The sequence below is a fragment of the Embleya sp. NBC_00888 genome, from assembly GCF_045207655.1.
GTDB lineage: Bacteria > Actinomycetota > Actinomycetes > Streptomycetales > Streptomycetaceae > Embleya.
On record NZ_CP108784.1, the window covers coordinates 5174034 to 5197664 of the forward strand.

Consider the following 23631-nt stretch of genomic DNA (forward strand, 5'->3'; position numbering starts at 1 on the left):
CGGCTCTGAGGGGGAAAGCAACCCCTTGACGAACGGTTCGGGGCGCGCAATTCTTCGGACGCACCCCTGAAGCACGGTTGCCGGATGGTTTCTGAATCCGGGTTGTGGACCGGCCCTTCGTAGGGGCTGGACAGCGGTGTGCCTTGTGGCTACACTGACCCTTTGCGCTGCCTATTGACTTCTCCCGGTGTATGAACCCGGGCCGTCTTGTATGCGCATAGTGAGTCCGAGCCCTCGGAAGGACCCCTCTTGGCCGCCTCGCGCACCGCCTCCGCTACCAACCCCGGCGCCGCCACTGCCCCGCTCCGCATCTCCTTCGCCAAGATCAGGGAACCCCTGGAGGTTCCGAACCTTCTCGCGTTGCAGACCGAGAGCTTCGACTGGCTGCTCGGCAACAGTGCGTGGAAGGCACGGGTCGAGGCCGCCCTCGCGGGCGGACAGGATGTGCCCACCAAGTCCGGCCTCGAAGAGATCTTCGAAGAGATCTCTCCGATCGAGGACTTCTCCGGGTCGATGTCCCTGACGTTCCGGGACCACCGGTTCGAGCCTCCGAAGAACTCCATCGAGGAGTGCAAGGAGCGCGACTTCACCTACTCGGCGCCGCTGTTCGTCACGGCCGAGTTCACCAACAACGAGACCGGCGAGATCAAGAGCCAGACGGTCTTCATGGGCGACTTCCCGCTCATGACGAACAAGGGCACCTTCATCATCAACGGCACCGAGCGTGTCGTGGTGTCCCAGCTCGTTCGTTCCCCGGGTGTCTACTTCGACAGCCAGGTCGACAAGACGTCCGACAAGGACATCTTCAGCGCGAAGGTGATCCCCTCGCGTGGTGCCTGGCTCGAGCTGGAGATCGACAAGCGCGACACCGTCGGTGTCCGCATCGACCGCAAGCGCAAGCAGAGCGTCACCGTGCTGCTCAAGGCGCTCGGCTGGACCGACTCCCAGATCCTCGAGGAGTTCGGCCAGTACGAGTCGATGCGGCAGACCCTGGAGAAGGACCACACCCAGGGCCAGGACGACGCGCTGCTGGACATCTACCGCAAGCTGCGTCCGGGGGAGCCGCCGACCCGCGAGGCCGCGCAGACCCTGCTCGAGAACCTCTACTTCAACCCGAAGCGCTACGACCTCGCCAAGGTCGGCCGCTACAAGGTGAACAAGAAGCTCGGGGTCGAGCAGGCGTTGGACGCCGGCGTCATGACCGTCGAAGACGTCATCGCGACCATCAAGTACCTGGTCAAGCTGCACGCCGGTGAGGTCGACATGGCCGGCGCGTCCGGCCAGGAGATCGTGGTCGAGGTCGACGACATCGACCACTTCGGCAACCGTCGCCTGCGCAACGTCGGCGAGCTCATCCAGAACCAGGTGCGCACCGGCCTGGCCCGGATGGAGCGCGTCGTCCGCGAGCGGATGACCACCCAGGACGTCGAGGCGATCACGCCGCAGACCCTGATCAACATCCGGCCGGTCGTCGCCTCCATCAAGGAGTTCTTCGGCACCAGCCAGTTGTCCCAGTTCATGGACCAGACGAACCCGCTGTCGGGCCTGACCCACAAGCGTCGTCTGTCCGCGCTGGGCCCCGGTGGTCTCTCCCGTGAGCGGGCCGGCTTCGAGGTCCGTGACGTGCACCCGTCGCACTACGGCCGGATGTGCCCGATCGAGACCCCCGAAGGCCCGAACATCGGTCTGATCGGCTCGCTCGCGTCCTACGGTCGGGTCAACGCGTTCGGTTTCGTGGAGACCCCGTACCGCAAGGTGATCGAGGGCCGGGTCACCGACGGCATCGACTACCTGACCGCGGACGAGGAAGACCGCTTCGTCATCGCCCAGGCGAACGCGCCGCTGAACGAGGACGACTCGTTCGCCGAGGCCCGTGTGCTCGTGCGTCGCCGCGGCGGCGAGATCGACTACATCCCCGGCGACGAAGTCGACTACATGGACGTCTCGCCGCGCCAGATGGTGTCGGTCGCGACCGCGATGATCCCGTTCCTCGAGCACGACGACGCGAACCGCGCGTTGATGGGCTCGAACATGATGCGCCAGGCCGTGCCGCTGCTGAAGGCGGAGTCCCCGCTGGTGGGCACCGGCATGGAGTACCGCGCCGCGGTCGACGCCGCCGACGTGATCACCGCCGAGAAGCCGGGCGTGGTCCAGGACGTCTCGGCCGACTACATCACCGTGATGAACGACGACGCGACGTACACCACGTACCGCGTGCAGAAGTTCATGCGCTCGAACCAGGGCACGTCCTTCAACCAGAAGGTCGTCGTCGACGAGGGCGCGCGGGTCGAGGCCGGCCAGGTGCTGGCCGACGGTCCGTGCACCGAAGAGGGCGAAATGGCCCTCGGCAAGAACCTGCTCGTGGCGTTCATGCCGTGGGAGGGCCACAACTACGAAGACGCGATCATCCTGTCGCAGCGTCTGGTGCAGGACGACGTCCTCTCCTCGATCCACATCGAGGAGCACGAGGTCGACGCCCGGGACACCAAGCTCGGCCCGGAGGAGATCACCCGGGACATCCCGAACGTCTCCGAGGAGGTCCTCGCGGACCTGGACGAGCGCGGCATCATCCGGATCGGCGCCGACGTCGTCCCCGGCGACATCCTGGTCGGCAAGGTCACGCCCAAGGGCGAGACCGAGCTGACCCCGGAGGAGCGCCTGCTCCGCGCGATCTTCGGCGAGAAGGCGCGCGAGGTGCGCGACACCTCGCTCAAGGTCCCGCACGGCGAGTCGGGCAAGGTCATCGGCGTCCGCGTGTTCGACCGCGAGGCCGGCGACGAGCTGCCGCCGGGCGTGAACCAGCTCGTTCGCGTCTACGTCGCGCAGAAGCGCAAGATCACCGACGGTGACAAGCTCGCCGGTCGCCACGGCAACAAGGGCGTCATCTCGAAGATCCTGCCGGTCGAGGACATGCCGTTCCTGGAGGACGGCACCCCGGTCGACATCATCCTCAACCCGCTCGGTGTCCCGTCCCGAATGAACCCGGGTCAGGTCCTGGAGACGCACCTCGGCTGGATCGCCAAGACCGGCTGGAGCGTCGAGGGCGACGACGAGGACTGGAAGGGTCGCCTCCGGGCGATCGCGGCCGACCAGGGTGCCCCCGGCACCAACGTCGCCACCCCGGTCTTCGACGGTGCGCGCGAGGAGGAGATCACCGGTCTCCTCGACTCGACCAACAAGACCCGCGACGGCGTCCGTCTGATCGACGGCACCGGCAAGGCGAAGATGTACGACGGCCGCTCCGGCGAGCCGTTCCCGCACCCGGTCTCGGTCGGGTACATGTACATCCTCAAGCTGCACCACCTGGTCGACGACAAGCTGCACGCCCGGTCGACCGGTCCCTACTCGATGATCACCCAGCAGCCGCTGGGTGGTAAGGCCCAGTTCGGTGGCCAGCGCTTCGGTGAGATGGAGGTGTGGGCACTCGAGGCATACGGTGCCGCCTACGCCCTCCAGGAACTGCTGACCATCAAGTCCGACGACGTCCTCGGCCGCGTGAAGGTGTACGAGGCGATCGTCAAGGGCGAGAACATCCCGGAGCCGGGCATCCCCGAGTCCTTCAAGGTGCTCATCAAGGAGATGCAGTCGCTCTGCCTCAACGTGGAGGTCCTCTCCAGCGACGGTATGTCGATCGAGATGCGCGACACCGACGAGGACGTCTTCCGCGCTGCGGAGGAGCTTGGTATCGACCTGTCGCGGCGCGAGCCGAGCAGCGTCGAAGAGGTCTGAGGCTCCCTCCCGGGTCCGGCCGTGAGGCCGGCCCCGGGATTTCGACCCCAGTCCTGATGAAGACACACACTGGTGATCACGGCACAGCCCCCGCCGTGACCGCCGGGACCAAACCCCGAAAGAGGGATTGACGAAACAGTGCTCGACGTCAACTTCTTCGACGAGCTGCGTATCGGCCTCGCTACCGCAGACGACATCCGCCAGTGGTCGCACGGTGAAGTCAAGAAGCCCGAGACCATCAACTACCGCACCCTGAAGCCGGAAAAGGACGGGCTCTTCTGCGAGAAGATCTTCGGTCCGACCCGGGACTGGGAGTGCTACTGCGGCAAGTACAAGCGCGTCCGCTTCAAGGGCATCATTTGTGAGCGCTGCGGCGTCGAGGTCACTCGCGCCAAGGTGCGTCGTGAGCGCATGGGCCACATCGAGCTCGCCGCGCCGGTCACGCACATCTGGTACTTCAAGGGCGTGCCCAGCCGCCTCGGCTACCTGCTCGACCTCGCCCCGAAGGACCTCGAGAAGGTCATCTACTTCGCGGCGTACATGATCACGTACGTCGACGACGAGCGTCGCCAGCGCGACCTGCCGTCCCTCGACGCCAAGATCTCGGTCGAGCGGCAGCAGATCGAGCAGCGTCGCGACGCCAGCGTCGAAGAGCGCCAGAAGAAGCTCGAGACCGACCTCGCCGAGCTGGAGGCCGAGGGCGCCAAGTCCGACGTCCGCCGCAAGGTGCGCGAAGGCGCCGAGCGCGAGATGAAGCAGCTGCGCGACCGCAACCAGCGCGAGCTCGACCGTCTCGACGACGTCTGGACCCGGTTCAAGAACCTCAAGGTCCAGGACCTCGAGGGCGACGAGATCCTGTTCCGCGAGATGCGGGACCGGTTCGGCACGTACTTCATGGGCGGCATGGGCGCGCAGGCGCTCCAGCGTCGGCTGGAGTCGTTCGACCTCGACGCCGAGGCCGAGAAGCTGCGCGAGATCATCCGCACCGGCAAGGGCCAGAAGAAGACCCGCGCGCTCAAGCGCCTCAAGGTCGTCTCCGCGTTCCAGCAGACCCGGAACAGCCCCAACGGCATGGTCCTGGACTGCGTCCCGGTGATCCCGCCGGACCTGCGTCCGATGGTGCAGCTGGACGGTGGCCGCTTCGCGACCTCCGACCTGAACGACCTGTACCGCCGCGTGATCAACCGCAACAACCGGTTGAAGCGTCTGCTCGACCTCGGCGCCCCCGAGATCATCGTGAACAACGAGAAGCGGATGCTCCAGGAGGCCGTCGACGCGCTGTTCGACAACGGCCGCCGCGGTCGTCCGGTGACCGGCCCGGGCAACCGGCCGCTCAAGTCGCTGTCCGACATGCTCAAGGGCAAGCAGGGTCGTTTCCGCCAGAACCTGCTCGGCAAGCGCGTGGACTACTCCGCGCGTTCGGTCATCGTCGTCGGCCCGCAGCTCAAGCTGCACCAGTGCGGTCTGCCGAAGGCCATGGCGCTCGAGCTGTTCAAGCCGTTCGTGATGAAGCGCCTGGTGGACCTCAACCACGCGCAGAACATCAAGTCGGCCAAGCGCATGGTCGAGCGCGCCCGCCCCGTGGTGTGGGACGTGCTCGAAGAGGTCATCGCCGAGCACCCGGTGCTGCTCAACCGCGCACCGACGCTGCACCGTCTGGGCATCCAGGCGTTCGAGCCGCAGCTCGTCGAGGGCAAGGCCATCCAGATTCACCCGCTCGTGTGCACCGCGTTCAACGCGGACTTCGACGGTGACCAGATGGCCGTGCACCTGCCGCTGTCCGCGGAGGCGCAGGCCGAGGCCCGCATCCTGATGCTCTCGAGCAACAACATCCTGAAGCCGGCCGACGGTCGTCCCGTCACCATGCCGACCCAGGACATGGTGCTGGGCCTGTTCTTCCTGACCTCCGAGCGGGAGAACACCAAGGGCGACGGACGCGTGTTCGCGTCCACGGCCGAGGCGATCATGGCGTTCGACGCCCGTGAGCTCGACCTGCAGGCGAAGATCGAGCTGCGACTGCCGGCGGGCACCGTCCCGTCGCGCGGCTGGGTCGCGCCCGAGGGCTGGGAGCCGGGTTCGCCGCTGCGCGTGCGCACCTCGCTCGGTCGCGCGTTGTTCAACGAGCTCCTGCCGGCGGACTACCCGTTCGTCGACGAGGAGATCGGCAAGAAGACGCTGTCGATCATCGTGAACGACCTGGCGGAGCGGTACCCGAAGGTGGTCGTGGCGGCGACGCTGGACAACCTGAAGGAGGCCGGCTTCCACTGGGCCACCCGTTCCGGTGTCACCGTCTCGATCTCCGACGTCGTCGTGCCGCCGGCGAAGAAGGAGATCCTGGAGCGCTTCGAGGCCCAGGCCGAGAAGGTCCAGAAGCAGTACGAGCGCGGCCTGATCACCAAGGACGAGCGTCAGCAGGAGCAGATTCAGATCTGGACCAAGGCGACCAACGAGGTTGCCGAGGCGATGAACCTGAACTTCCCCAAGACGAACCCCATCTTCATGATGGTCGACTCGGGTGCTCGCGGAAACATGATGCAGATGCGTCAGATCGCGGGTATGCGTGGTCTGGTGTCGAACGCCAAGAACGAGACGATCCCTCGTCCCATCAAGGCGTCCTTCCGTGAGGGTCTGTCCGTCCTCGAGTACTTCATCTCGACGCACGGTGCCCGTAAGGGTCTGGCCGACACCGCGCTGCGTACCGCCGACTCGGGTTACCTGACCCGTCGTCTGGTGGACGTCTCGCAGGACGTGATCGTGCGCGAGGAGGACTGCGGCACCGACCGCGGCTTGGTCCTGTCGATCGCCACCCGCGGTGCCGACGGCGTGCTCCGCAAGGACGACGACGTCGAGACCAGCGTGTACGCCCGCAACCTGGCCGAGGACGTCGTCGTCGACGGCAAGGTGCTGGCCCCGGCCAACGCCGACCTCGGCGACGTGATCATCAACCACCTCGTCGCCGAAGGCGTCGAGTCGGTGAAGACGCGTTCGGTGCTGACCTGCGAGTCCAAGGTCGGTACGTGCGCCATGTGCTACGGCCGCTCGCTGGCGACCGGCAAGCTCGTGGACATCGGCGAGGCGGTCGGCATCATCGCCGCCCAGTCGATCGGTGAGCCCGGCACCCAGCTCACGATGCGTACCTTCCACACCGGTGGTGTGGCGGGTGACGACATCACGCAGGGTCTGCCGCGTGTCGTCGAGCTCTTCGAGGCGCGCACCCCCAAGGGTGTCGCCCCGATCAGCGAGGCGGCCGGTCGGGTGCGCATCGAGGACACCGAGAAGACCCGCAAGGTCGTGGTGGTCCCGGACGACGGTTCCGAGGAACTGGCGTACGCGGTCAGCAAGCGCTCGCGCCTGCTGGTCGACGAGGGCGACCACGTCGACGTCGGTCAGAAGATGCTCGTCGGCGCGGTCAACCCGCACGACGTGCTGCGCATCCTCGGCCAGCGCGCGGTGCAGATCCACCTCGTGGCGGAGGTCCAGCAGGTCTACCGCTCGCAGGGTGTGTCGATCCACGACAAGCACATCGAGATCATCATTCGGCAGATGCTCCGCCGCGTGACGATCATCGAGTCGGGCGACGCCGAGCTGCTTCCGGGCGAGCTCGTCGAGCGCGGCCGGTTCGAGACCGAGAACCGTCGGGTGATGTCGGAGAGCGGGCACCCGGCCTCGGGTCGTCCGCAGCTCATGGGCATCACGAAGGCGTCGCTGGCCACCGAGTCGTGGCTGTCGGCGGCCTCCTTCCAGGAGACCACCCGAGTGCTGACCGACGCGGCGATCCACGCCAAGTCGGACCCGCTGCTCGGCCTGAAGGAGAACGTGATCCTCGGCAAGCTCATCCCGGCCGGTACGGGCATGCCCCGCTACCGCAACATCCGGGTCGAGCCCACCGAAGAGGCCAAGGCCGCGATGTACTCGATGTCCGGGTACGACGAGGCCGACTACTCCGCGTTCGGTTCGGGCTCCGGCCAGGCCGTCCCGCTGGAGGAGTACGACTTCGGCGGCTACCAGGGCTGATTTGCCCACAGCCGGGAACAGGGCCGTCACCTTTCGGGGTGGCGGCCCTGTCGCGTGCGCGGACCCGGGTTGTCCGCAGGCCTCCATGCCGGCTCCGATCGGTGCGACGATGCTGCACAACGCGCCGTCCCACCCCGGGAGAACCCCATGAGCACCCCTGACGGGCCGCAGTACGAGCCCCGATACGAGCCGCACGAAGACCAGCCCCCGGGCGCCGCCTGGAGCCCCTACGGCGAGCCGCCCCCGCCGCACGGCCAGGGCTACGCCCCGGGGGAGCAGCCCCCGCCGTACGGGTACGGCCAGGCGCCGCCGTACGGGCAGCAGCAGCCGTACGCGTACGGCTACTACCAACACCCCGGCTACGGCGGATACCTGCCCCAGCCGGGCACCAACGGCCTGGCCATCGCCTCGATGATCCTGGGCATCGTCTGGATCTATTGGATCGGCAGCCTGCTCGCGGTGATCTTCGGGCACATAGCCCTGGCCCAGACCGAGCGCACCGGTCAGCAGGGTCGGGGCATGGCGATCGCCGGCGTGGTGCTGGGCTGGATCGGCATGGCGCTGCTGGCGCTGGTCATCGTGATCGTCGTGCTGGACTCGGACGGCCACGACTATTCCGATCACCTGAATCTGTTCGGCGCGCTGCGCGCCGTGTGCTGAGTCACCGCGGTCCCGCCCGGGCGACCACCACGCGTGCGCTCGTTCGCCTCCGGCCGCAATGCCGGGTACGGTGGGGCTCGGAGGGTGATGTACCGCCCTGAACGATTCGGTGCTCCACCAAGGTGAGAGCGCCGAATTCCATGTCGTGGCGGGGGTCTTTCTTTTCGCTTTGACCTCTGCTGCTGTGGTAGGTAGTCTCTCTCCTTGTGCCTGGGGTGTCCCCGGGCTCTTGTGCCTGCGCTCACCGCAATCCCCACGGGATGCGTGCGTGAGAGGGCGTAAGGGACCGACCCGCAGCCTCCACAGCAAGCACACTCCCAAGACCGGGCGACACGCCCGACCGCGGGGGTCGGACTTGCGGTTGGCTCCGGCGTCGACCGGGATGCAGGCCGATTCAGACATTGCAGTCGCTTCAAAAAGACCGCTCGGCACGAAGAAGACGGAGACGCGGTGCCCACGATCCAGCAGCTGGTCCGAAAGGGCCGCCAGGACAAGGTCGACAAGGCCAAGACTCCGGCGCTCAAGGGGAGCCCGCAGCGTCGCGGCGTGTGCACCCGTGTTTACACGACGACGCCGAAGAAGCCGAACTCTGCGCTTCGCAAGGTCGCGCGTGTGCGCCTCACGAGTGGCATCGAGGTGACGGCCTACATCCCCGGTGAGGGTCACAACCTCCAGGAGCACTCGATTGTGCTCGTTCGCGGTGGTCGTGTGAAGGACCTCCCCGGTGTCCGCTACAAGATCATTCGTGGTTCGCTCGACACCCAGGGTGTCAAGAACCGCAAGCAGGCGCGCAGCCGCTACGGCGCGAAGAAGGAGAAGAGCTAATGCCGCGTAAGGGCCCTGCCCCCAAGCGACCGGTCATCATCGACCCGGTTTACAACTCGCCGCTGGTCACCTCGCTGGTGAACAAGGTCCTGATGAGCGGCAAGCGCTCCGTCGCCGAGAAGATCGTCTACGGCGCTCTCGAAGGCTGCCGCGAGAAGACCGGTACCGACCCGGTCATCACGCTCAAGCGCGCGCTCGAGAACGTGAAGCCGACCCTCGAGGTCCGCAGCCGCCGTGTCGGTGGCGCGACCTACCAGGTGCCGGTCGAGGTCCGTCCGGGCCGCTCCACGACCCTCGCTCTCCGCTGGCTCGTCGGCTACTCCCGCGCCCGTCGCGAGAAGACGATGACCGAGCGTCTGATGAACGAGCTCCTGGACGCGAGCAACGGTCTCGGTGCCGCGGTCAAGCGCCGCGAGGACACGCACAAGATGGCCGAGTCCAACAAGGCCTTCGCGCACTACCGCTGGTAGTTCCACCCGCAACGACGAGAAGCCGAGAGAAGACAAGCCACGATGGCTACCACTGCTCTTGATCTGGCCAAGGTCCGAAACATCGGCATCATGGCCCACATCGACGCGGGCAAGACCACCACCACCGAGCGGATCCTGTTCTACACCGGGGTCAACTACAAGATCGGTGAGGTTCATGAGGGCGCTGCCACCATGGACTGGATGGAACAGGAGCAGGAGCGCGGCATCACCATCACGTCTGCCGCGACGACCTGTCACTGGACGCTCGAAGACGTCGATCACACGATCAACATCATCGACACCCCGGGCCACGTCGACTTCACCGTAGAGGTGGAGCGTTCGCTGCGTGTGCTCGACGGCGCCGTCACCGTCTTCGACGGTGTCGCCGGCGTGGAGCCGCAGTCCGAGACCGTTTGGCGTCAGGCCGACCGGTACGGCGTGCCGCGTATCTGCTTCGTGAACAAGCTCGACCGCACCGGCGCCGAGTTCCACCGCTGTGTCGACATGATCGACGAGCGGCTGGGCGCGGTTCCGCTGGTCATGCAGCTTCCGATCGGCACCGAGATGGACTTCCAGGGCGTTGTCGACCTGGTCGCCATGAAGGCGCTGGTCTGGTCGGCCGAGGCGGCCAAGGGCGAGATGTACGACGTCGTCGACATCCCGGCCACGCACACCGAGGCCGCCGCCGAGTACCGCGGCAAGCTGCTCGAGACGATCGCCGAGTACGACGAAGAGATGATGGAGCTGTACCTGGAGGGCGAAGAGCCCACCACGGAGCAGCTGATGGCCGCGATCCGTCGCGCCACCATCGCCTCGACCAAGGGTGACAACAAGGGCCAGCCGACGTTCACTCCGGTGTTCTGCGGTACCGCGTTCAAGAACAAGGGCGTTCAGCCCCTGCTCGACGCGGTCGTCCGTTACCTGCCGTCGCCGCTCGACATCGAGGGCATCCAGGGCCACGCGGTGAACAAGGAGGAAGAGGTCATCGTTCGCCAGCCGAGCGATGACGAGCCTTTCGCGGGCCTCGCCTTCAAGATCATGCGTGACCCGCACCTGGGCAAGCTCACCTTCGTTCGGGTCTACTCGGGTGTCCTCGAGGCCGGCAGCTCCGTGCTGAACTCGGTCAAGGGCAAGAAGGAACGCATCGGCAAGATCTACCGGATGCACGCGAACAAGCGTGAGGAGATCCCGTCGGTCGGCGCGGGCGACATCATCGCCGTGATGGGTCTCAAGGACACCACCACCGGTGAGACGCTCTGCGACCCGGCGAACCCGGTGATCCTGGAGTCGATGACGTTCCCGGCCCCGGTCATCCAGGTGGCCATCGAGCCGAAGTCCAAGGGCGACCAGGAGAAGCTGGGCGTCGCCATCCAGTCCCTCGCCGCCGAGGACCCCTCGTTCCAGGTGCACACCGACGAGGAGACCGGCCAGACGATCATCGGCGGCATGGGCGAGCTGCACCTCGAGGTGCTGGTCGACCGGATGAAGCGCGAGTTCCGCGTGGAGGCCAACGTCGGCAAGCCGCAGGTGGCCTACCGCGAGACGATCCGCAAGGTCGTCGAGCGCGTGGACTACACGCACAAGAAGCAGACCGGTGGTACCGGTCAGTTCGCCAAGGTGCAGATCGCGCTCGAGCCGCTCGAGGGTGACGCGTACGAGTTCGTCAACAAGGTCACCGGTGGCCGTATCCCCAGGGAGTACATCCCCTCGGTGGACGCGGGTGCGCAGGAGGCCATGCAGTATGGCGTTCTCGCCGGCTACCCGATGGTCGGCGTGCGTCTGACGCTGATCGACGGTGGCTACCACGAGGTCGACTCGTCCGAGCTCGCGTTCAAGATCGCCGGTTCGCAGGCGTTCAAGGAAGCGGCCCGGCAGGCCAGCCCGGCTCTCCTCGAGCCGATGATGGCCGTCGAGGTCACCACGCCCGAGGACTACATGGGCGACGTGATCGGCGACCTCAACTCGCGTCGCGGCCAGATCCAGGCCATGGACGAGCGCTTCGGTGCGCGCGTCGTCAAGGCCTTGGTCCCGCTTTCGGAGATGTTCGGCTACGTCGGCGACCTCCGCAGCAAGACCTCGGGTCGCGCGAGCTACTCCATGCAGTTCGACTCCTACGCCGAGGTTCCGAGGAACGTCGCCGAGGAGATCATCGCCAAGTCGCGCGGCGAGTAATCACCGCCCCAGCGGCAGCAGCGATACCAGGGGGACCCGGGGTCCGTATCCGGACTCCGGTGCCCCCGCCCCGGCTCACCCCCGATACCCGACGTCGTACGGCGTAAAGAACCAGTCCACAGGAGGACCCCAGTGGCGAAGGCTAAGTTCGAGCGGACTAAGCCGCACGTCAACATCGGCACCATTGGTCACATCGACCACGGTAAGACGACGCTGACCGCGGCGATTACCAAGGTGCTGCACGACGCGTACCCGGACCTGAACCCCTTCACGCCGTTCGACCAGATCGACAAGGCGCCGGAGGAGCGGCAGCGCGGTATCACGATCTCGATCGCGCACGTCGAGTACCAGACGGAGAACCGTCACTACGCGCACGTCGACTGCCCCGGGCACGCCGACTACATCAAGAACATGATCACCGGTGCCGCGCAGATGGACGGCGCGATCCTCGTGGTCGCCGCCACCGACGGCCCGATGCCGCAGACCAAGGAGCACGTGCTCCTGGCCCGCCAGGTCGGCGTTCCGTACATCGTGGTCGCGCTGAACAAGGCCGACATGGTGGACGACGAGGAGATCCTGGAGCTCGTCGAGCTCGAGGTGCGCGAGCTCCTCTCCGAGTACGAGTTCCCGGGCGACGACCTTCCGGTCGTGCGGGTCTCGGCGCTCAAGGCGCTCGAGGGCGACAAGGAGTGGGGCAGCAAGCTGCTCGAGCTCATGGCCGCCGTCGACGAGGCGATCCCGACCCCGCCGCGTGACACCGACATGCCGTTCCTGATGCCCGTCGAGGACGTCTTCACGATCACCGGTCGTGGCACCGTCGTCACCGGCCGCATCGAGCGTGGCATCGTCAAGGTCAACGAGACTGTCGACATCGTCGGCATCAAGGAGACCAAGACCACCACGACGGTCACCGGCATCGAGATGTTCCGCAAGCTGCTCGACGAGGGCCAGGCGGGCGAGAACGTCGGTCTGCTCCTGCGCGGCATCAAGCGCGAGGACGTCGAGCGCGGCCAGGTCATCATCAAGCCGGGTTCGGTCACGCCGCACACCGACTTCGAGGCTCAGGTCTACATCCTGTCGAAGGACGAGGGTGGCCGTCACACCCCCTTCTTCAACAACTACCGGCCGCAGTTCTACTTCCGTACGACGGACGTGACCGGCGTGGTGACCCTCCCCGAGGGCACCGAGATGGTCATGCCGGGTGACAACACCGGCATGGACGTCGCGCTGATCCAGCCGATCGCCATGGAAGAGGGTCTGCGTTTCGCCATCCGCGAGGGTGGCCGCACCGTGGGCGCCGGCCAGGTCGTCAAGATCAAGAAGTGATGAAATCCCGCCCGCCGGTCCACCTGGGTCGGCGGGCGGGGCTTTGTCCGGATCGATTCCACCCCCTAGGTGGGACCGGATATCCATTGCTCGGGGGCTCTCTCAAACCTGGGGGAGTCGCTCGATTGGCCAAGCCCGCCATTCGTGGGGCATACTAGCCAAGTTGCTCGGATAGACAACGGGCTGCGCCGTGCCTGTCGAACAGACAGAGCCGTGGCGCCGGCCCCGTTGGCTCCGAACAATCGGTGGACTTCTGTCCTGCCACCCATGCAGCCGGCGTCGTCGCTTAGCGACCTCGTGCCGTCCTTTCGCTTGCCGCAGCGAAGGTGACGCCGAGAGTACGTTGCCCAGGCCCCCAGGCCGCCCGTAAGGGTTTCCAAGGGGCGCTTGTGAGCAACAGAGCGACACGCCCGACCGCGGGGGTCGGCGGGGAAGGGAAACCCCAAGGGGTTTTCAGCCCAAGTCTTCTCCCCGTGTCAGCGGGGGTGATCCGCAGCGGTACGAGAGAAGGAATTCGAAGCAGCCATGGCGGGACAGAAGATCCGCATCAGGCTCAAGGCCTACGACCACGAGGTCATCGACAGCTCGGCGAAGAAGATCGTCGAGACGGTGACGCGTACTGGTGCGCAGGTTGCGGGACCGGTGCCGCTGCCGACCGAGAAGAACGTGTACTGCGTCATCCGCTCGCCGCACAAGTACAAGGACTCGCGCGAGCACTTCGAGATGCGCACTCACAAGCGGCTCATCGACATCCTCGACCCCACGCCGAAGACGGTCGACTCGCTTATGCGTCTCGACCTGCCGGCCGGCGTCGACATCGAGATCAAGCTCTGAGGACGCACCGACGATGACGAAGCAGATGAAGGGCATTCTGGGCAAGAAGCTCGGCATGACCCAGGTCTGGGACGAGAACAACCGCGTCGTTCCAGTGACTGTGGTCGAAGCCGGGCCCTGCGTCGTGACCCAGGTCCGCAACGCCGAGGTCGACGGCTACTCCGCCGTCCAGATCGCGTTCGGCGCGATCGACCCGCGCAAGGTGAACAAGCCGCTCGCCGGCCACTTCGCCAAGGCCGGGGTGACCCCGCGTCGCCACCTGGTCGAGCTCCGTACCTCCGACGCCGGCGAGTACACGCTGGCGCAGGAGATCACCGCCGAGGTGTTCGAGGCCGGCCAGAAGGTCGACGTCATGGGCACCTCGAAGGGCAAGGGCACGGCCGGTGTCATGAAGCGACACGGCTTCAAGGGTCTCGGCAGCTCGCACGGTACGCAGCGCAAGCACCGCTCGCCCGGCTCGATCGGTGGCTGCGCCACCCCGGGTCGTGTGTTCAAGGGCGTGCGCATGGCAGGCCGCATGGGTAACGAGCGCGTCTCCACCCAGAACCTGACCGTGCACGCCGTAGACGCCGAGAAGGGCCTGCTCCTGATCAAGGGCGCGGTCCCCGGCCCCAACGGCGGCCTGGTGCTGGTGCGCACTGCTGCGAAGGGTGTGTGAATTTCATGACCAGCATTGACGTTCTTTCGCCCGCCGGCGAGAAGTCCGGGACGATCGATCTCCCCGAGGGGATCTTCGACGTCCAGGTGAGCATCCCGACGATCCACCAGGTCGTCGTGGCCCAGCTCGCCGCGGCTCGTCAGGGCACGCACAAGACCAAGACTCGTGGCGAGGTCCGCGGCGGTGGGCGCAAGCCGTACCGCCAGAAGGGCACCGGTCGCGCCCGTCAGGGCTCGACCCGCGCGCCGCAGTTCGCCGGTGGTGGCGTCGTGCACGGTCCCGTGCCGCGCGACTACGAGCAGCGGACCCCGAAGAAGATGAAGGCGTCCGCCCTGCGCGGTGCCCTCTCCGACCGGGCGCGTCACGAGCGCATCCACTGCGTTTCCGCGCTGGTCGAGGGCGACAAGCCCTCGGTCAAGGCGGCGAAGACGCTGCTCGGCAAGATCAGTGAGCGCAAGAACGTGCTCCTGGTCGTCGAGAAGTCCGACACCACTGCCTGGCTGAGCGCCCGCAACCTTCCGCAGGTGCACTTGCTCGAGGTCGGGCAGCTGAACACCTACGACGTGCTCGTCTCCGACGACGTGGTCTTCACGAAGGCCGCTCTGGAGCGCTTCATCGCCGGACCGGCGCAGGCCGCCTCGGCGGTCGCGAGCTCCGACGAGCTCGAAGGGAGCCACGCGTGAGCACCGACACCGTCGAGAGCACGACGAAGGTCACCAGCAAGACCTACACCGACCCGCGCGATGTGCTGCTGAAGCCGGTGATCTCGGAGAAGAGCTACGGGCTCATCGACGAGAACAAGTACACGTTCATCGTGCACCCCGACGCCAACAAGACCCAGATCAAGCAGGCCGTCATCGCGGTCTTCGGGGTCAAGGTCGAGAGCGTCAACACGATCAACCGCGTCGGTAAGCGCAAGCGCACCAAGACCGGTTTCGGCAAGCGCAAGGACACGAAGCGCGCGATCGTCACCCTTGCAGAGGGCGAGCGGATCGACATCTTCGGTGGACCCGTCGGCTGACGGCCGCTGATACGGACGAGGACTAAGAGAAGCCATGGGCATCCGCAAGTACAAGCCGACGACGCCGGGCCGTCGTGGCGCCAGCGTCGCCGACTTCGTCGAGATCACGCGGTCCGAGCCGGAGAAGTCGCTGGTCCGCCCTCTGCACAGCAAGGGTGGTCGTAACAACCACGGCCGTGTGACTGCTCGCCACCAGGGTGGCGGCCACAAGCGCGCGTACCGACTGATCGACTTCCGGCGCAACGACAAGGACGGCGTTCCGGCGAAGGTCGCTCACATCGAGTACGACCCGAACCGCACCGCGCGCATCGCTCTTCTGCACTACGCGGACGGCGAGAAGCGCTACATCCTGTGCCCGAACAAGCTGAAGCAGGGCGACCGGATCGAAAACGGTCCGGGCGCCGACATCAAGCCGGGCAACAACATGCCGCTCCGGAACATCCCGGTCGGTACGGTCATCCACGCCATCGAGCTTCGGCCCGGTGGCGGCGCGAAGATCGCCCGTTCCGCGGGTGTCAGCGTGCAGCTGCTGGCGAAGGAGGGCGCTCACGCGACCCTCCGCATGCCCTCGGGCGAGATTCGCCTGGTGGACGTGCGCTGCCGGGCGACGGTCGGCGAGATCGGCAATGCCGAGCAGTCGAACATCAACTGGGGCAAGGCCGGTCGCATGCGCTGGAAGGGCAAGCGCCCGACCGTCCGCGGTGTGGCGATGAACCCCATCGACCACCCGCACGGTGGTGGTGAGGGTAAGACCTCCGGTGGTCGCCACCCGGTGAGCCCCTGGGGTAAGCCCGAGGGTCGTACTCGTCGGCCGAAGAAGGCCAGCGACAAGCTCATCATCCGCCGCCGCAAGACGAACAAGAAGCGCTAGGAGCAGTCTCGATGCCGCGCAGTCTCAAGAAGGGACCCTTCGTCGACGGCCACCTGATCAAGAAGGTGGACGTACAGAACGACAAGGGAACCAAGAACGTCATCAAGACCTGGTCCCGCCGCTCGATGATCGTCCCGGCGATGCTGGGCCACACGATCGCGGTGCACGACGGCCGTAAGCACGTCCCGGTGTTCGTGACCGAGTCGATGGTCGGCCACAAGCTCGGCGAGTTCGCGCCGACTCGGACCTTCCGCGGTCACGAGAAGGACGACCGGAAGTCGCGTCGTCGCTGACGCGGCGAATCGCATGGATATCGAGATGAGCAAGGGGACGTCGATGGAAGCCAGGGCTCAGGCGCGGTACATCCGCGTCACGCCCATGAAGGCCCGCCGTGTGGTGGACCTCATCCGTGGCATGAACGCCGCGGAGGCCCAGGCGGTCCTGCGATTCGCTCCGCAGGCCGCGAGTGAGCCGGTCGGCAAGGTGCTGGACAGCGCCATTGCCAACGCCGGTCACAACCACAACTTGGACACGAACATCCTGTACGTGTCCGCCGCCTACGTGGACGAGGGTCCGACCCTCAAGCGTTTCCGTCCGCGGGCACAGGGCCGGGCGTACCGCATCCGCAAGCGCACCAGCCACATCACCGTGGTTGTCGCCGAGAAGGAGAGGACCCGCTAGTGGGCCAGAAGGTTAACCCGCACGGGTTCCGTCTCGGCATCACCACGGACTTCAAGTCCCGGTGGTACGCCGACAAGCTGTACAAGGACTACGTCGGCGAGGACGTCAAGATTCGTCAGATGATGACGAAGGGCATGGAGCGCGCCGGGATCTCGAAGGTAGAGATCGAGCGCACCCGTGAGCGCGTCCGCGTCGACATCCACACCGCCCGGCCGGGCATCGTCATCGGCCGTCGTGGTGCGGAGGCCGACCGCATCCGCGGTGAGCTCGAGAAGCTCACCGGCAAGCAGGTTCAGCTGAACATCCTCGAGGTCAAGAACCCCGAGGTCGACGCTCAGCTTGTGGCGCAGGGTGTGGCCGAGCAGCTCTCGAGCCGCGTGTCCTTCCGCCGCGCGATGCGCAAGGCGATGCAGAGCTCCATGAAGGCCGGGGCCAAGGGCATCAAGATCCAGTGCGGTGGTCGTCTGGGTGGGGCCGAAATGTCCCGCTCGGAGTTCTACCGTGAGGGTCGCGTGCCGCTGCACACGCTGCGCGCCAACGTCGACTACGGCTTCTTCGAGGCCCGTACGACGTTCGGTCGCATCGGTGTGAAGGTGTGGATCTACAAGGGCGACGTCAAGAACATCGCCGAGGTTCGCGCCGAGAACGCCGCGGCTCGCGCCAGCAACCGTCCCGCCCGTGGTGGCGCTCCCGAGCGTCCCCGTCGTGGCGAGGGTGGTGGCGGCGGTCGTGGCGGCGAGCGCGGCGGCCGTGGTGGCCGCGGCGGACGTCCGCAGCAGAACGACGCGCAGGCCACCGGTTCCTCGGACACCGGCTCCGCGCCGGCGGCCGAGGCTGTGAACTCGGCGCCCGAATCCGGATCGGAGGCCTGACCCCGATGCTGATCCCCCGCAGGGTCAAGCACCGCAAGCAGCACCACCCCAAGCGCGGTGGCCGCGCCAAGGGCGGTACGGAACTGGCGTTCGGCGAGTACGGCATCCAGGCCCTCGGCCAGGCGTACGTGACCAACCGTCAGATCGAGTCCGCTCGTATTGCCATCACCCGGCACATTCGCCGTGGTGGCAAGGTGTGGATCAACATCTACCCCGACCGTCCGCTGACCAAGAAGCCTGCCGAGACCCGCATGGGTTCCGGTAAGGGCTCGCCCGAGTGGTGGGTCGCGAACGTCAAGCCCGGTCGGGTGATGTTCGAACTGTCGTACCCGAACGAGAAGGTGGCTCGTGAGGCGCTTACCCGCGCCGTGCACAAGCTGCCGATGAAGTGCCGGATCGTCCGGCGCGAGGCTGGTGAGGCGTGATGGCGGCCGTTACCAAGGCGTCCGAGCTCCGCGAACTCGGTGACGAGGAAATCGTCGCCAAGCTCCGCGAAGCCAAGGAGGAGCTGTTCAACCTCCGTTTCCAGGCGGCGACCGGGCAGCTCGAAAACCACGGGCGGCTCAAGGCTGTCCGTAAGGACATCGCCCGGATCTACACGCTGATGCGCGAGCGCGAGCTGGGCATCGACGTGCAGGAGACCGGAGGCGCGGCGTGAGCGAGAAGACTGAGATGACTGAAGCAACCCGGGGTTTCCGCAAGACCCGTGAGGGCCTCGTCGTCAGCGACAAGATGGACAAGACCGTCGTTGTCGCCGTCGAGGACCGCGTGAAGCACCCGATGTACGGCAAGGTCATCCGCCGCACGAACAAGCTGAAGGCTCACGACGAGCAGAACGCCTGTGGCGTCGGTGACCGTGTCGTCCTCATGGAGACTCGGCCGCTGTCCGCCAGCAAGCGTTGGCGCATCGTCGAGATCCTCGAAAAGGCCAAGTAGCGAGCGCCGGTCGCCCCACCAACCGTGGGTCGTGACCGCGACGTGACGATCAGGAGTTAGACGTGATCCAGCAGGAGTCGCGACTGCGAGTCGCCGACAACACGGGTGCGAAGGAGATTCTCTGCATCCGTGTGCTCGGTGGCTCCGGCCGGCGCTACGCGGGCATCGGGGACGTCATCGTTGCCACCGTCAAGGACGCGATCCCCGGTGGCAACGTGAAGAAGGGTGACGTCATCAAGGCGGTCATCGTGCGGACCGTGAAGGAGCGCCGGCGTGTCGACGGCTCCTACATCCGCTTCGACGAGAACGCCGCCGTTGTCCTGAAGAACGATGGCGAACCCCGAGGCACCCGTATTTTCGGCCCGGTCGGCCGTGAGCTTCGTGAGAAGAAGTTCATGAAGATCATCTCGCTCGCGCCGGAGGTGCTCTAACCAATGGCGAAGGCGATGAAGATCAAGAAGGGTGACCTGGTACAGGTCATCACGGGCAAGGACAAGGGCAAGCAGGGCAAGGTCATCGCGGCCTACCCGCCGAAGGAGCGCGTCCTGGTCGAGGGCGTCAACCGGATCAAGAAGCACACCAAGGTGGGTCAGTCCGCCAAGGGTGCCAAGACCGGTGGCATCATCACCCAGGAAGCCTCCATCCACGTCAGCAACGTGATGCTGGTCGTGGAGAAGGACGGTAAGAAGGTCCCGACGCGGACCGGCTTCCGGTTCGATGACGAGGGCAACAAGATCCGGTACGCCAAGCGGACCGGTGAGGACATCTGATGACGGTCACCACTGAGGCGCGCGAACTGCCGCGTCTGAAGCAGCGTTACCGCGAGGAGATCCTCGGCAAGCTGCGTGAAGAGTTCTCGTTCGAGAACGTCATGCAGGTTCCGGGTGTCACCAAGATCGTGGTCAACATGGGTGTGGGCGACGCCGCCCGCGACTCGAAGCTGATCGACGGCGCGATCAAGGACCTGATGGCCATCACCGGCCAGAAGCCCCAGGTCACGAAGGCCCGCAAGTCCATCGCGCAGTTCAAGCTGCGCGAGGGTCAGCCGATCGGCGCGCACGTTACACTGCGCGGCGACCGGATGTGGGAGTTCCTCGACCGTCTGCTGTCGATCGCTCTGCCGCGTATCCGCGACTTCCGCGGCCTCTCGCCGAAGCAGTTCGACGGCCGCGGCAACTACACCTTCGGTCTCACGGAGCAGTCGATGTTCCACGAGATCGACCAGGACAAGATCGACCGCGTTCGCGGCATGGACATCACTGTGGTGACCAGCGCCAAGAACGACGACGAGGGCCGCGCTCTGCTGCGTCTCCTCGGCTTCCCGTTCAAGGAAGCGTGAGCAGTCGGCTCGCCGACTGAGGAACGCAACAAGGAGACTGAGACGTGGCGAAGAAGGCCCTGATCGCAAAGGCCGCCCGCAAGCCGAAGTTCGAGGTTCGTGGCTACACGCGCTGCCAGCGCTGTGGCCGTCCTCACTCGGTGTACCGCAAGTTCGGTCTGTGCCGTGTGTGCCTGCGCACCATGGCGCACGCCGGCGAGCTGCCGGGCGTCACCAAGAGCAGCTGGTAGTTCGCGGCGGCCGTTTCGACGGCCGACGCGACCCGGCACATCGCCCGTCCCGCGGGGACGAGCGAGAACAGTAACGACGTCGTAGGTCCCGCACCGCAGTCGTCGCTCCGCCGCCCTCCCTCGGGAGGGCGGCGGAGCGAGGGATCGCACGCCGGGAAACCACGGCGAGAAAGGCCTTGAGGCCGTCATGACCATGACCGACCCCATCGCAGACATGCTGACCCGTCTGCGGAACGCCAACTCGGCATATCACGACGATGTCGTGATGCCGTTCAGCAAGATCAAGTCGCACATCGCGGAGATCCTCCAGCAGGAGGGTTACATCCAGGGCTGGCGCGTCGAGGACGCGGAGGTGGGCAAGAAGCTCACCGTCGTCCTCAAGTACGGCCCGAACCGCGAGCGCTCGATCGCCGGCGTCCGCCGTGTGTCGAAGCCCGGTCTGCGGGTGTACGCAAAGTCCACGAACCTGCCGAAGGTGCTCGGTGGCCTCGGCGTCGCGATTATCTCGACGTCGACCGGTCTCCTCACCGACAAGCAGGCGGCCAAGAAGGGCGTGGGCGGGGAAGTCCTCGCCTTCGTCTGGTAAGGGAAGGGAAGGAGAGCAATGTCGCGCATCGGACGTCTCCCCATCCCGGTTCCCACCGGTGTGGACGTCACCATCAATGGCCGCGAGGTTGTCGTGAAGGGCCCCAAGGGTTCCCTGTCGCACACCATCGCCGCCCCGATCGAGATCGCACAGTCGGATGACGGCACCCTCGCGGTGACCCGTCCCGACGACGAGCGTCGCTCGAAGGCCCTGCACGGGCTGTCCCGGACGCTGGTGGCGAACATGATCACTGGTGTGACCCAGGGATACATCAAGAAGCTCGAGATCAGCGGTGTCGGTTACCGAGTCCAGGCGAAGGGCTCCTCGCTGGAGTTCGCGCTCGGATTCAGCCACCCCGTCGTCGTCGAGGCCCCGGAGGGCATCACCTTCGTGGTCGAGGCCCCGACCCGTTTCTCGGTCGAAGGCATCGACAAGCAGAAGGTCGGTGAAATCGCCGCGAACATCCGCAAGCTGCGGAAGCCCGACCCGTACAAGGCCAAGGGCGTCAAGTACGCCGGCGAGGTCATCCGCCGCAAGGTCGGAAAGGCTGGTAAGTAGGCATGGCTGTCGGCGTGAAGACCGGCAAGGGCGTTGCGAAGAAGTCTGTCGCACGCAAGCGCCGGCACATCCGGGTGCGGAAGAAGGTTTCCGGCACCCCGCTGCGGCCCCGTCTCGTCGTGAGCCGCTCCACCCGTCACATGGTGGCGCAGGTTATCGACGACATCGCCGGCCACACTCTCGCTTCGGCCTCCACGATGGACCCGTCCATCCGTGGTGGTGAGGGCGACAAGACCGCTCAGGCTCGCAAGGTCGGCGAATTGGTCGCCGAGCGCGCGAAGGCTGCCGGTGTAGAGGCCGTTGTGTTCGACCGCGGTGGTAACAAGTACCACGGTCGTATCGCCGCCCTCGCGGATGCCGCACGCGGTAACGGGCTGACCTTCTGAGCCCGCTCCGGGACAAGCTTCGAACGACAGATGTGAGGACATTCTGATGGCTGGACCCCAGCGCCGCGGTGGCGGCGCCGGCGGCGGCGAGCGGCGGGACCGGCGGGATCGACGTGATGGTGGCGCAGCCGCCGAGAAGACCGCTTACGTCGAGCGCGTCGTCGCGATCAATCGCGTCGCCAAGGTCGTGAAGGGTGGTCGTCGCTTCAGCTTCACCGCGCTGGTCGTGGTTGGCGATGGCGATGGCACCGTAGGTGTCGGTTACGGCAAGGCCAAGGAGGTGCCGGCCGCGATCGCCAAGGGTGTTGAAGAGGCCAAGAAGCACTTCTTCAAGGTCCCCCGTATCCAGGGCACCATTCCGCACCCGATCCAGGGTGAGAAGGCTGCCGGCGTCGTGCTCCTGAAGCCGGCCTCGCCGGGTACCGGTGTCATCGCCGGTGGCCCCGTGCGCGCCGTGCTCGAGTGCGCCGGCATCCACGACGTGCTGAGCAAGTCGCTCGGTTCGTCGAACCCGATCAACATCGTGCACGCGACCGTCGCGGCGCTCCAGGGGCTCGTTCGCCCCGAGGAGATCGCGGCTCGTCGTGGCCTGCCTCTGGAGGACGTGGCCCCGGCCGCGCTCCTGCGGGCCCGCGCGGGGGTTGGTGCGTAATGGCACGTCTCAAGGTCACGCAGACCCGATCCAAGATCGGTGGCAGGCAGAACCAGCGGGACACTCTCCGTTCGCTCGGTCTCAAGCGCGTCCACGACGTGGTCGTCAAGGAAGACCGCCCGGAGATCCGCGGCATGATCGCGACGGTGTCGCACCTCGTCACCGTCGAGGAGGTCGACTGACATGGGTGCTGACAACCCGCTGAAGGTGCACCACCTGCGGCCCGCCCCGGGCGCCAAGACCGCCAAGACCCGCGTGGGTCGTGGCGAGGGCTCCAAGGGTAAGACCGCCGGTCGTGGCACCAAGGGCACCAAGGCTCGTTACCAGGTGCCGGCCCGCTTCGAGGGTGGGCAGATGCCGCTGCACATGCGGCTGCCCAAGCTCAAGGGCTTCAAGAACCCGTTCCGGGTCGAGTTCCAGGTCGTGAACCTGGACAAGATCGAGGCCCTGTACCCCAACGGTGGCGAGGTCACCGTCGAGGGTCTGATCGAAAAGGGCGCGGTTCGCAAGAACCTGCCCGTCAAGATCCTGGGCACCGGCGAGATCTCGGTTGCCGTCCAGGTGAAGGTGCACGCCTTCTCCGGCTCGGCGAAGACCAAGATCGCCGCCGCGGGCGGTTCGACCGACGAACTGTCGGTCTGATCCGAACGCGGGACAAGGTGTGATCGTCATGGCCCGTTCGGATCGGTACCGAACGGGCCTTGACGTCGTTGGAGGCTATAGCGCAGGGGTGTCACGCCGGTAAGGTGGTGGCGCCCCTGTGGTTTGCTGTGACGTGGGGGCAGGTTCATTGCTCCACCCCCACACATGA

28 protein-coding genes are annotated in these 23631 nt (G+C 66.2%); all 28 read left to right on the forward strand.

Annotated elements, in window-relative coordinates; translation table 11 throughout:
• The first annotated feature begins 249 nt into the window (after positions 1 to 249).
• The 28 genes from rpoB (at position 250) to rplO (ending at position 23462) form a co-directional block, all read left to right on the forward strand.
• Complete coding sequence (gene rpoB / locus OG948_RS22115; RefSeq protein WP_406298187.1) at positions 250 to 3729, forward strand: DNA-directed RNA polymerase subunit beta; 3480 nt, start codon at positions 250 to 252, stop codon at positions 3727 to 3729.
• Positions 3730 to 3867: 138 nt separating this feature from the next.
• Positions 3868 to 7743, forward strand: a complete 3876-nt coding sequence (locus OG948_RS22120) for a DNA-directed RNA polymerase subunit beta' (RefSeq protein WP_391585398.1) — start codon at positions 3868 to 3870, stop codon at positions 7741 to 7743.
• 147 nt (positions 7744 to 7890) lie between these two features.
• Entirely contained in the window at positions 7891 to 8403 is a 513-nt protein-coding gene (locus tag OG948_RS22125) for a DUF4190 domain-containing protein (protein WP_406298188.1), read from the forward strand.
• A gap of 450 nt (positions 8404 to 8853) precedes the next feature.
• Positions 8854 to 9228: a 30S ribosomal protein S12 gene (gene rpsL, locus OG948_RS22130; RefSeq protein WP_020549242.1), complete on the forward strand. Its 375-nt coding sequence runs from the start codon at positions 8854 to 8856 to the stop codon at positions 9226 to 9228.
• Positions 9228 to 9698, forward strand: coding sequence for a 30S ribosomal protein S7 (gene rpsG / locus OG948_RS22135; protein WP_020549241.1), 471 nt, complete (start codon positions 9228 to 9230; stop codon positions 9696 to 9698). The genes rpsL and rpsG overlap by 1 nt, the downstream gene beginning before the upstream one ends.
• A gap of 42 nt (positions 9699 to 9740) precedes the next feature.
• Complete coding sequence (gene fusA / locus OG948_RS22140) at positions 9741 to 11870, forward strand: elongation factor G (RefSeq protein WP_395871693.1); 2130 nt, start codon at positions 9741 to 9743, stop codon at positions 11868 to 11870.
• Positions 11871 to 12002: 132 nt separating this feature from the next.
• Positions 12003 to 13196 (forward strand): elongation factor Tu, encoded by a 1194-nt coding sequence (gene tuf, locus OG948_RS22145; protein WP_395871691.1) that lies wholly within the window; start codon positions 12003 to 12005, stop codon positions 13194 to 13196.
• 525 nt (positions 13197 to 13721) lie between these two features.
• Positions 13722 to 14030 (forward strand): 30S ribosomal protein S10, encoded by a 309-nt coding sequence (gene rpsJ, locus OG948_RS22150; protein WP_020549238.1) that lies wholly within the window; start codon positions 13722 to 13724, stop codon positions 14028 to 14030.
• Positions 14031 to 14043: 13 nt separating this feature from the next.
• Positions 14044 to 14688, forward strand: coding sequence for a 50S ribosomal protein L3 (rplC, locus tag OG948_RS22155; protein WP_391585394.1), 645 nt, complete (start codon positions 14044 to 14046; stop codon positions 14686 to 14688).
• A gap of 5 nt (positions 14689 to 14693) precedes the next feature.
• Positions 14694 to 15371 (forward strand): 50S ribosomal protein L4, encoded by a 678-nt coding sequence (rplD, locus tag OG948_RS22160; RefSeq protein WP_395871689.1) that lies wholly within the window; start codon positions 14694 to 14696, stop codon positions 15369 to 15371.
• The gene (gene rplW / locus OG948_RS22165; protein WP_020549235.1) at positions 15368 to 15709 is read left to right on the forward strand and encodes a 50S ribosomal protein L23; all 342 of its coding nucleotides are present in this window, start codon (positions 15368 to 15370) and stop codon (positions 15707 to 15709) included. The genes rplD and rplW overlap by 4 nt, the downstream gene beginning before the upstream one ends.
• Before the next feature lie 34 nt (positions 15710 to 15743).
• Positions 15744 to 16580: a 50S ribosomal protein L2 gene (rplB, locus tag OG948_RS22170; protein ID WP_020549234.1), complete on the forward strand. Its 837-nt coding sequence runs from the start codon at positions 15744 to 15746 to the stop codon at positions 16578 to 16580.
• 11 nt (positions 16581 to 16591) lie between these two features.
• A complete protein-coding gene (gene rpsS, locus OG948_RS22175) occupies positions 16592 to 16873 on the forward strand; it encodes a 30S ribosomal protein S19 (protein WP_020549233.1) in 282 nt (93 codons plus the stop codon).
• A 43-nt stretch (positions 16874 to 16916) separates the two neighbouring features.
• A complete protein-coding gene (rplV, locus tag OG948_RS22180; protein ID WP_026217944.1) occupies positions 16917 to 17261 on the forward strand; it encodes a 50S ribosomal protein L22 in 345 nt (114 codons plus the stop codon).
• The gene (gene rpsC / locus OG948_RS22185; RefSeq protein WP_078975729.1) at positions 17261 to 18133 is read left to right on the forward strand and encodes a 30S ribosomal protein S3; all 873 of its coding nucleotides are present in this window, start codon (positions 17261 to 17263) and stop codon (positions 18131 to 18133) included. The genes rplV and rpsC overlap by 1 nt, the downstream gene beginning before the upstream one ends.
• A 5-nt stretch (positions 18134 to 18138) precedes the next feature.
• The gene (gene rplP, locus OG948_RS22190; protein ID WP_020549230.1) at positions 18139 to 18558 is read left to right on the forward strand and encodes a 50S ribosomal protein L16; all 420 of its coding nucleotides are present in this window, start codon (positions 18139 to 18141) and stop codon (positions 18556 to 18558) included.
• Complete coding sequence (rpmC, locus tag OG948_RS22195) at positions 18558 to 18791, forward strand: 50S ribosomal protein L29 (protein WP_020549229.1); 234 nt, start codon at positions 18558 to 18560, stop codon at positions 18789 to 18791. The genes rplP and rpmC overlap by 1 nt, the downstream gene beginning before the upstream one ends.
• Positions 18788 to 19069: a 30S ribosomal protein S17 gene (gene rpsQ / locus OG948_RS22200; protein WP_355532996.1), complete on the forward strand. Its 282-nt coding sequence runs from the start codon at positions 18788 to 18790 to the stop codon at positions 19067 to 19069. Before rpmC ends, rpsQ begins: the two co-directional genes overlap by 4 nt.
• 62 nt (positions 19070 to 19131) lie before the next feature.
• Positions 19132 to 19500 (forward strand): 50S ribosomal protein L14, encoded by a 369-nt coding sequence (rplN, locus tag OG948_RS22205; protein WP_020549227.1) that lies wholly within the window; start codon positions 19132 to 19134, stop codon positions 19498 to 19500.
• 15 nt (positions 19501 to 19515) lie between these two features.
• Positions 19516 to 19839, forward strand: a complete 324-nt coding sequence (gene rplX / locus OG948_RS22210; RefSeq protein ID WP_026217943.1) for a 50S ribosomal protein L24 — start codon at positions 19516 to 19518, stop codon at positions 19837 to 19839.
• Positions 19839 to 20408 carry a 50S ribosomal protein L5 gene (gene rplE, locus OG948_RS22215; RefSeq protein ID WP_020549225.1) on the forward strand — a complete coding sequence of 190 codons (570 nt, stop codon included), beginning with the start codon at positions 19839 to 19841 and terminating at the stop codon, positions 20406 to 20408. The genes rplX and rplE overlap by 1 nt, the downstream gene beginning before the upstream one ends.
• 44 nt (positions 20409 to 20452) lie before the next feature.
• Entirely contained in the window at positions 20453 to 20638 is a 186-nt protein-coding gene (locus OG948_RS22220) for a type Z 30S ribosomal protein S14 (protein WP_020549224.1), read from the forward strand.
• A 187-nt stretch (positions 20639 to 20825) separates the two neighbouring features.
• Positions 20826 to 21224 carry a 30S ribosomal protein S8 gene (gene rpsH / locus OG948_RS22225; RefSeq protein ID WP_020549223.1) on the forward strand — a complete coding sequence of 133 codons (399 nt, stop codon included), beginning with the start codon at positions 20826 to 20828 and terminating at the stop codon, positions 21222 to 21224.
• An 18-nt stretch (positions 21225 to 21242) separates the two neighbouring features.
• Positions 21243 to 21782: a 50S ribosomal protein L6 gene (rplF, locus tag OG948_RS22230; protein WP_406298189.1), complete on the forward strand. Its 540-nt coding sequence runs from the start codon at positions 21243 to 21245 to the stop codon at positions 21780 to 21782.
• A gap of 2 nt (positions 21783 to 21784) precedes the next feature.
• On the forward strand, positions 21785 to 22168 hold the full coding sequence (gene rplR, locus OG948_RS22235) for a 50S ribosomal protein L18 (RefSeq protein WP_020549221.1): 384 nt from the start codon (positions 21785 to 21787) through the stop codon (positions 22166 to 22168).
• A gap of 46 nt (positions 22169 to 22214) precedes the next feature.
• Complete coding sequence (rpsE, locus tag OG948_RS22240) at positions 22215 to 22820, forward strand: 30S ribosomal protein S5 (protein WP_020549220.1); 606 nt, start codon at positions 22215 to 22217, stop codon at positions 22818 to 22820.
• A complete protein-coding gene (gene rpmD, locus OG948_RS22245; RefSeq protein WP_020549219.1) occupies positions 22820 to 23002 on the forward strand; it encodes a 50S ribosomal protein L30 in 183 nt (60 codons plus the stop codon). Before rpsE ends, rpmD begins: the two co-directional genes overlap by 1 nt.
• 1 nt (position 23003) lies before the next feature.
• A complete protein-coding gene (gene rplO / locus OG948_RS22250; RefSeq protein WP_395871687.1) occupies positions 23004 to 23462 on the forward strand; it encodes a 50S ribosomal protein L15 in 459 nt (152 codons plus the stop codon).
• Positions 23463 to 23631: the final 169 nt, after the last annotated feature.

Bases quoted from the DNA above. Each gene is read 5' to 3' on its own strand.
- rplD (WP_395871689.1), top strand. From the start codon at position 14,694: ATGACCAGCATTGACGTTCTTTCGCCCGCCGGCGAGAAGTCCGGGACG.
- rpmD (WP_020549219.1), top strand. From the start codon at position 22,820: ATGGCACGTCTCAAGGTCACGCAGACCCGATCCAAGATCGGTGGCAGG.
- rplE (WP_020549225.1), top strand. From the start codon at position 19,839: ATGACGGTCACCACTGAGGCGCGCGAACTGCCGCGTCTGAAGCAGCGT.
- rplB (WP_020549234.1), top strand. From the start codon at position 15,744: ATGGGCATCCGCAAGTACAAGCCGACGACGCCGGGCCGTCGTGGCGCC.
- rpsG (WP_020549241.1), top strand. From the start codon at position 9,228: ATGCCGCGTAAGGGCCCTGCCCCCAAGCGACCGGTCATCATCGACCCG.
- rpmC (WP_020549229.1), top strand. From the start codon at position 18,558: ATGGCGGCCGTTACCAAGGCGTCCGAGCTCCGCGAACTCGGTGACGAG.
- rpsH (WP_020549223.1), top strand. From the start codon at position 20,826: ATGACCATGACCGACCCCATCGCAGACATGCTGACCCGTCTGCGGAAC.
- rplF (WP_406298189.1), top strand. From the start codon at position 21,243: ATGTCGCGCATCGGACGTCTCCCCATCCCGGTTCCCACCGGTGTGGAC.
- rplR (WP_020549221.1), top strand. From the start codon at position 21,785: ATGGCTGTCGGCGTGAAGACCGGCAAGGGCGTTGCGAAGAAGTCTGTC.
- rplC (WP_391585394.1), top strand. From the start codon at position 14,044: ATGACGAAGCAGATGAAGGGCATTCTGGGCAAGAAGCTCGGCATGACC.
- rpsJ (WP_020549238.1), top strand. From the start codon at position 13,722: ATGGCGGGACAGAAGATCCGCATCAGGCTCAAGGCCTACGACCACGAG.
- fusA (WP_395871693.1), top strand. From the start codon at position 9,741: ATGGCTACCACTGCTCTTGATCTGGCCAAGGTCCGAAACATCGGCATC.
- rplV (WP_026217944.1), top strand. From the start codon at position 16,917: ATGGAAGCCAGGGCTCAGGCGCGGTACATCCGCGTCACGCCCATGAAG.
- rpsS (WP_020549233.1), top strand. From the start codon at position 16,592: ATGCCGCGCAGTCTCAAGAAGGGACCCTTCGTCGACGGCCACCTGATC.
- rplO (WP_395871687.1), top strand. From the start codon at position 23,004: ATGGGTGCTGACAACCCGCTGAAGGTGCACCACCTGCGGCCCGCCCCG.
- rpsE (WP_020549220.1), top strand. From the start codon at position 22,215: ATGGCTGGACCCCAGCGCCGCGGTGGCGGCGCCGGCGGCGGCGAGCGG.
- rplX (WP_026217943.1), top strand. From the start codon at position 19,516: ATGAAGATCAAGAAGGGTGACCTGGTACAGGTCATCACGGGCAAGGAC.
- rplP (WP_020549230.1), top strand. From the start codon at position 18,139: ATGCTGATCCCCCGCAGGGTCAAGCACCGCAAGCAGCACCACCCCAAG.
- OG948_RS22125 (WP_406298188.1), top strand. From the start codon at position 7,891: ATGAGCACCCCTGACGGGCCGCAGTACGAGCCCCGATACGAGCCGCAC.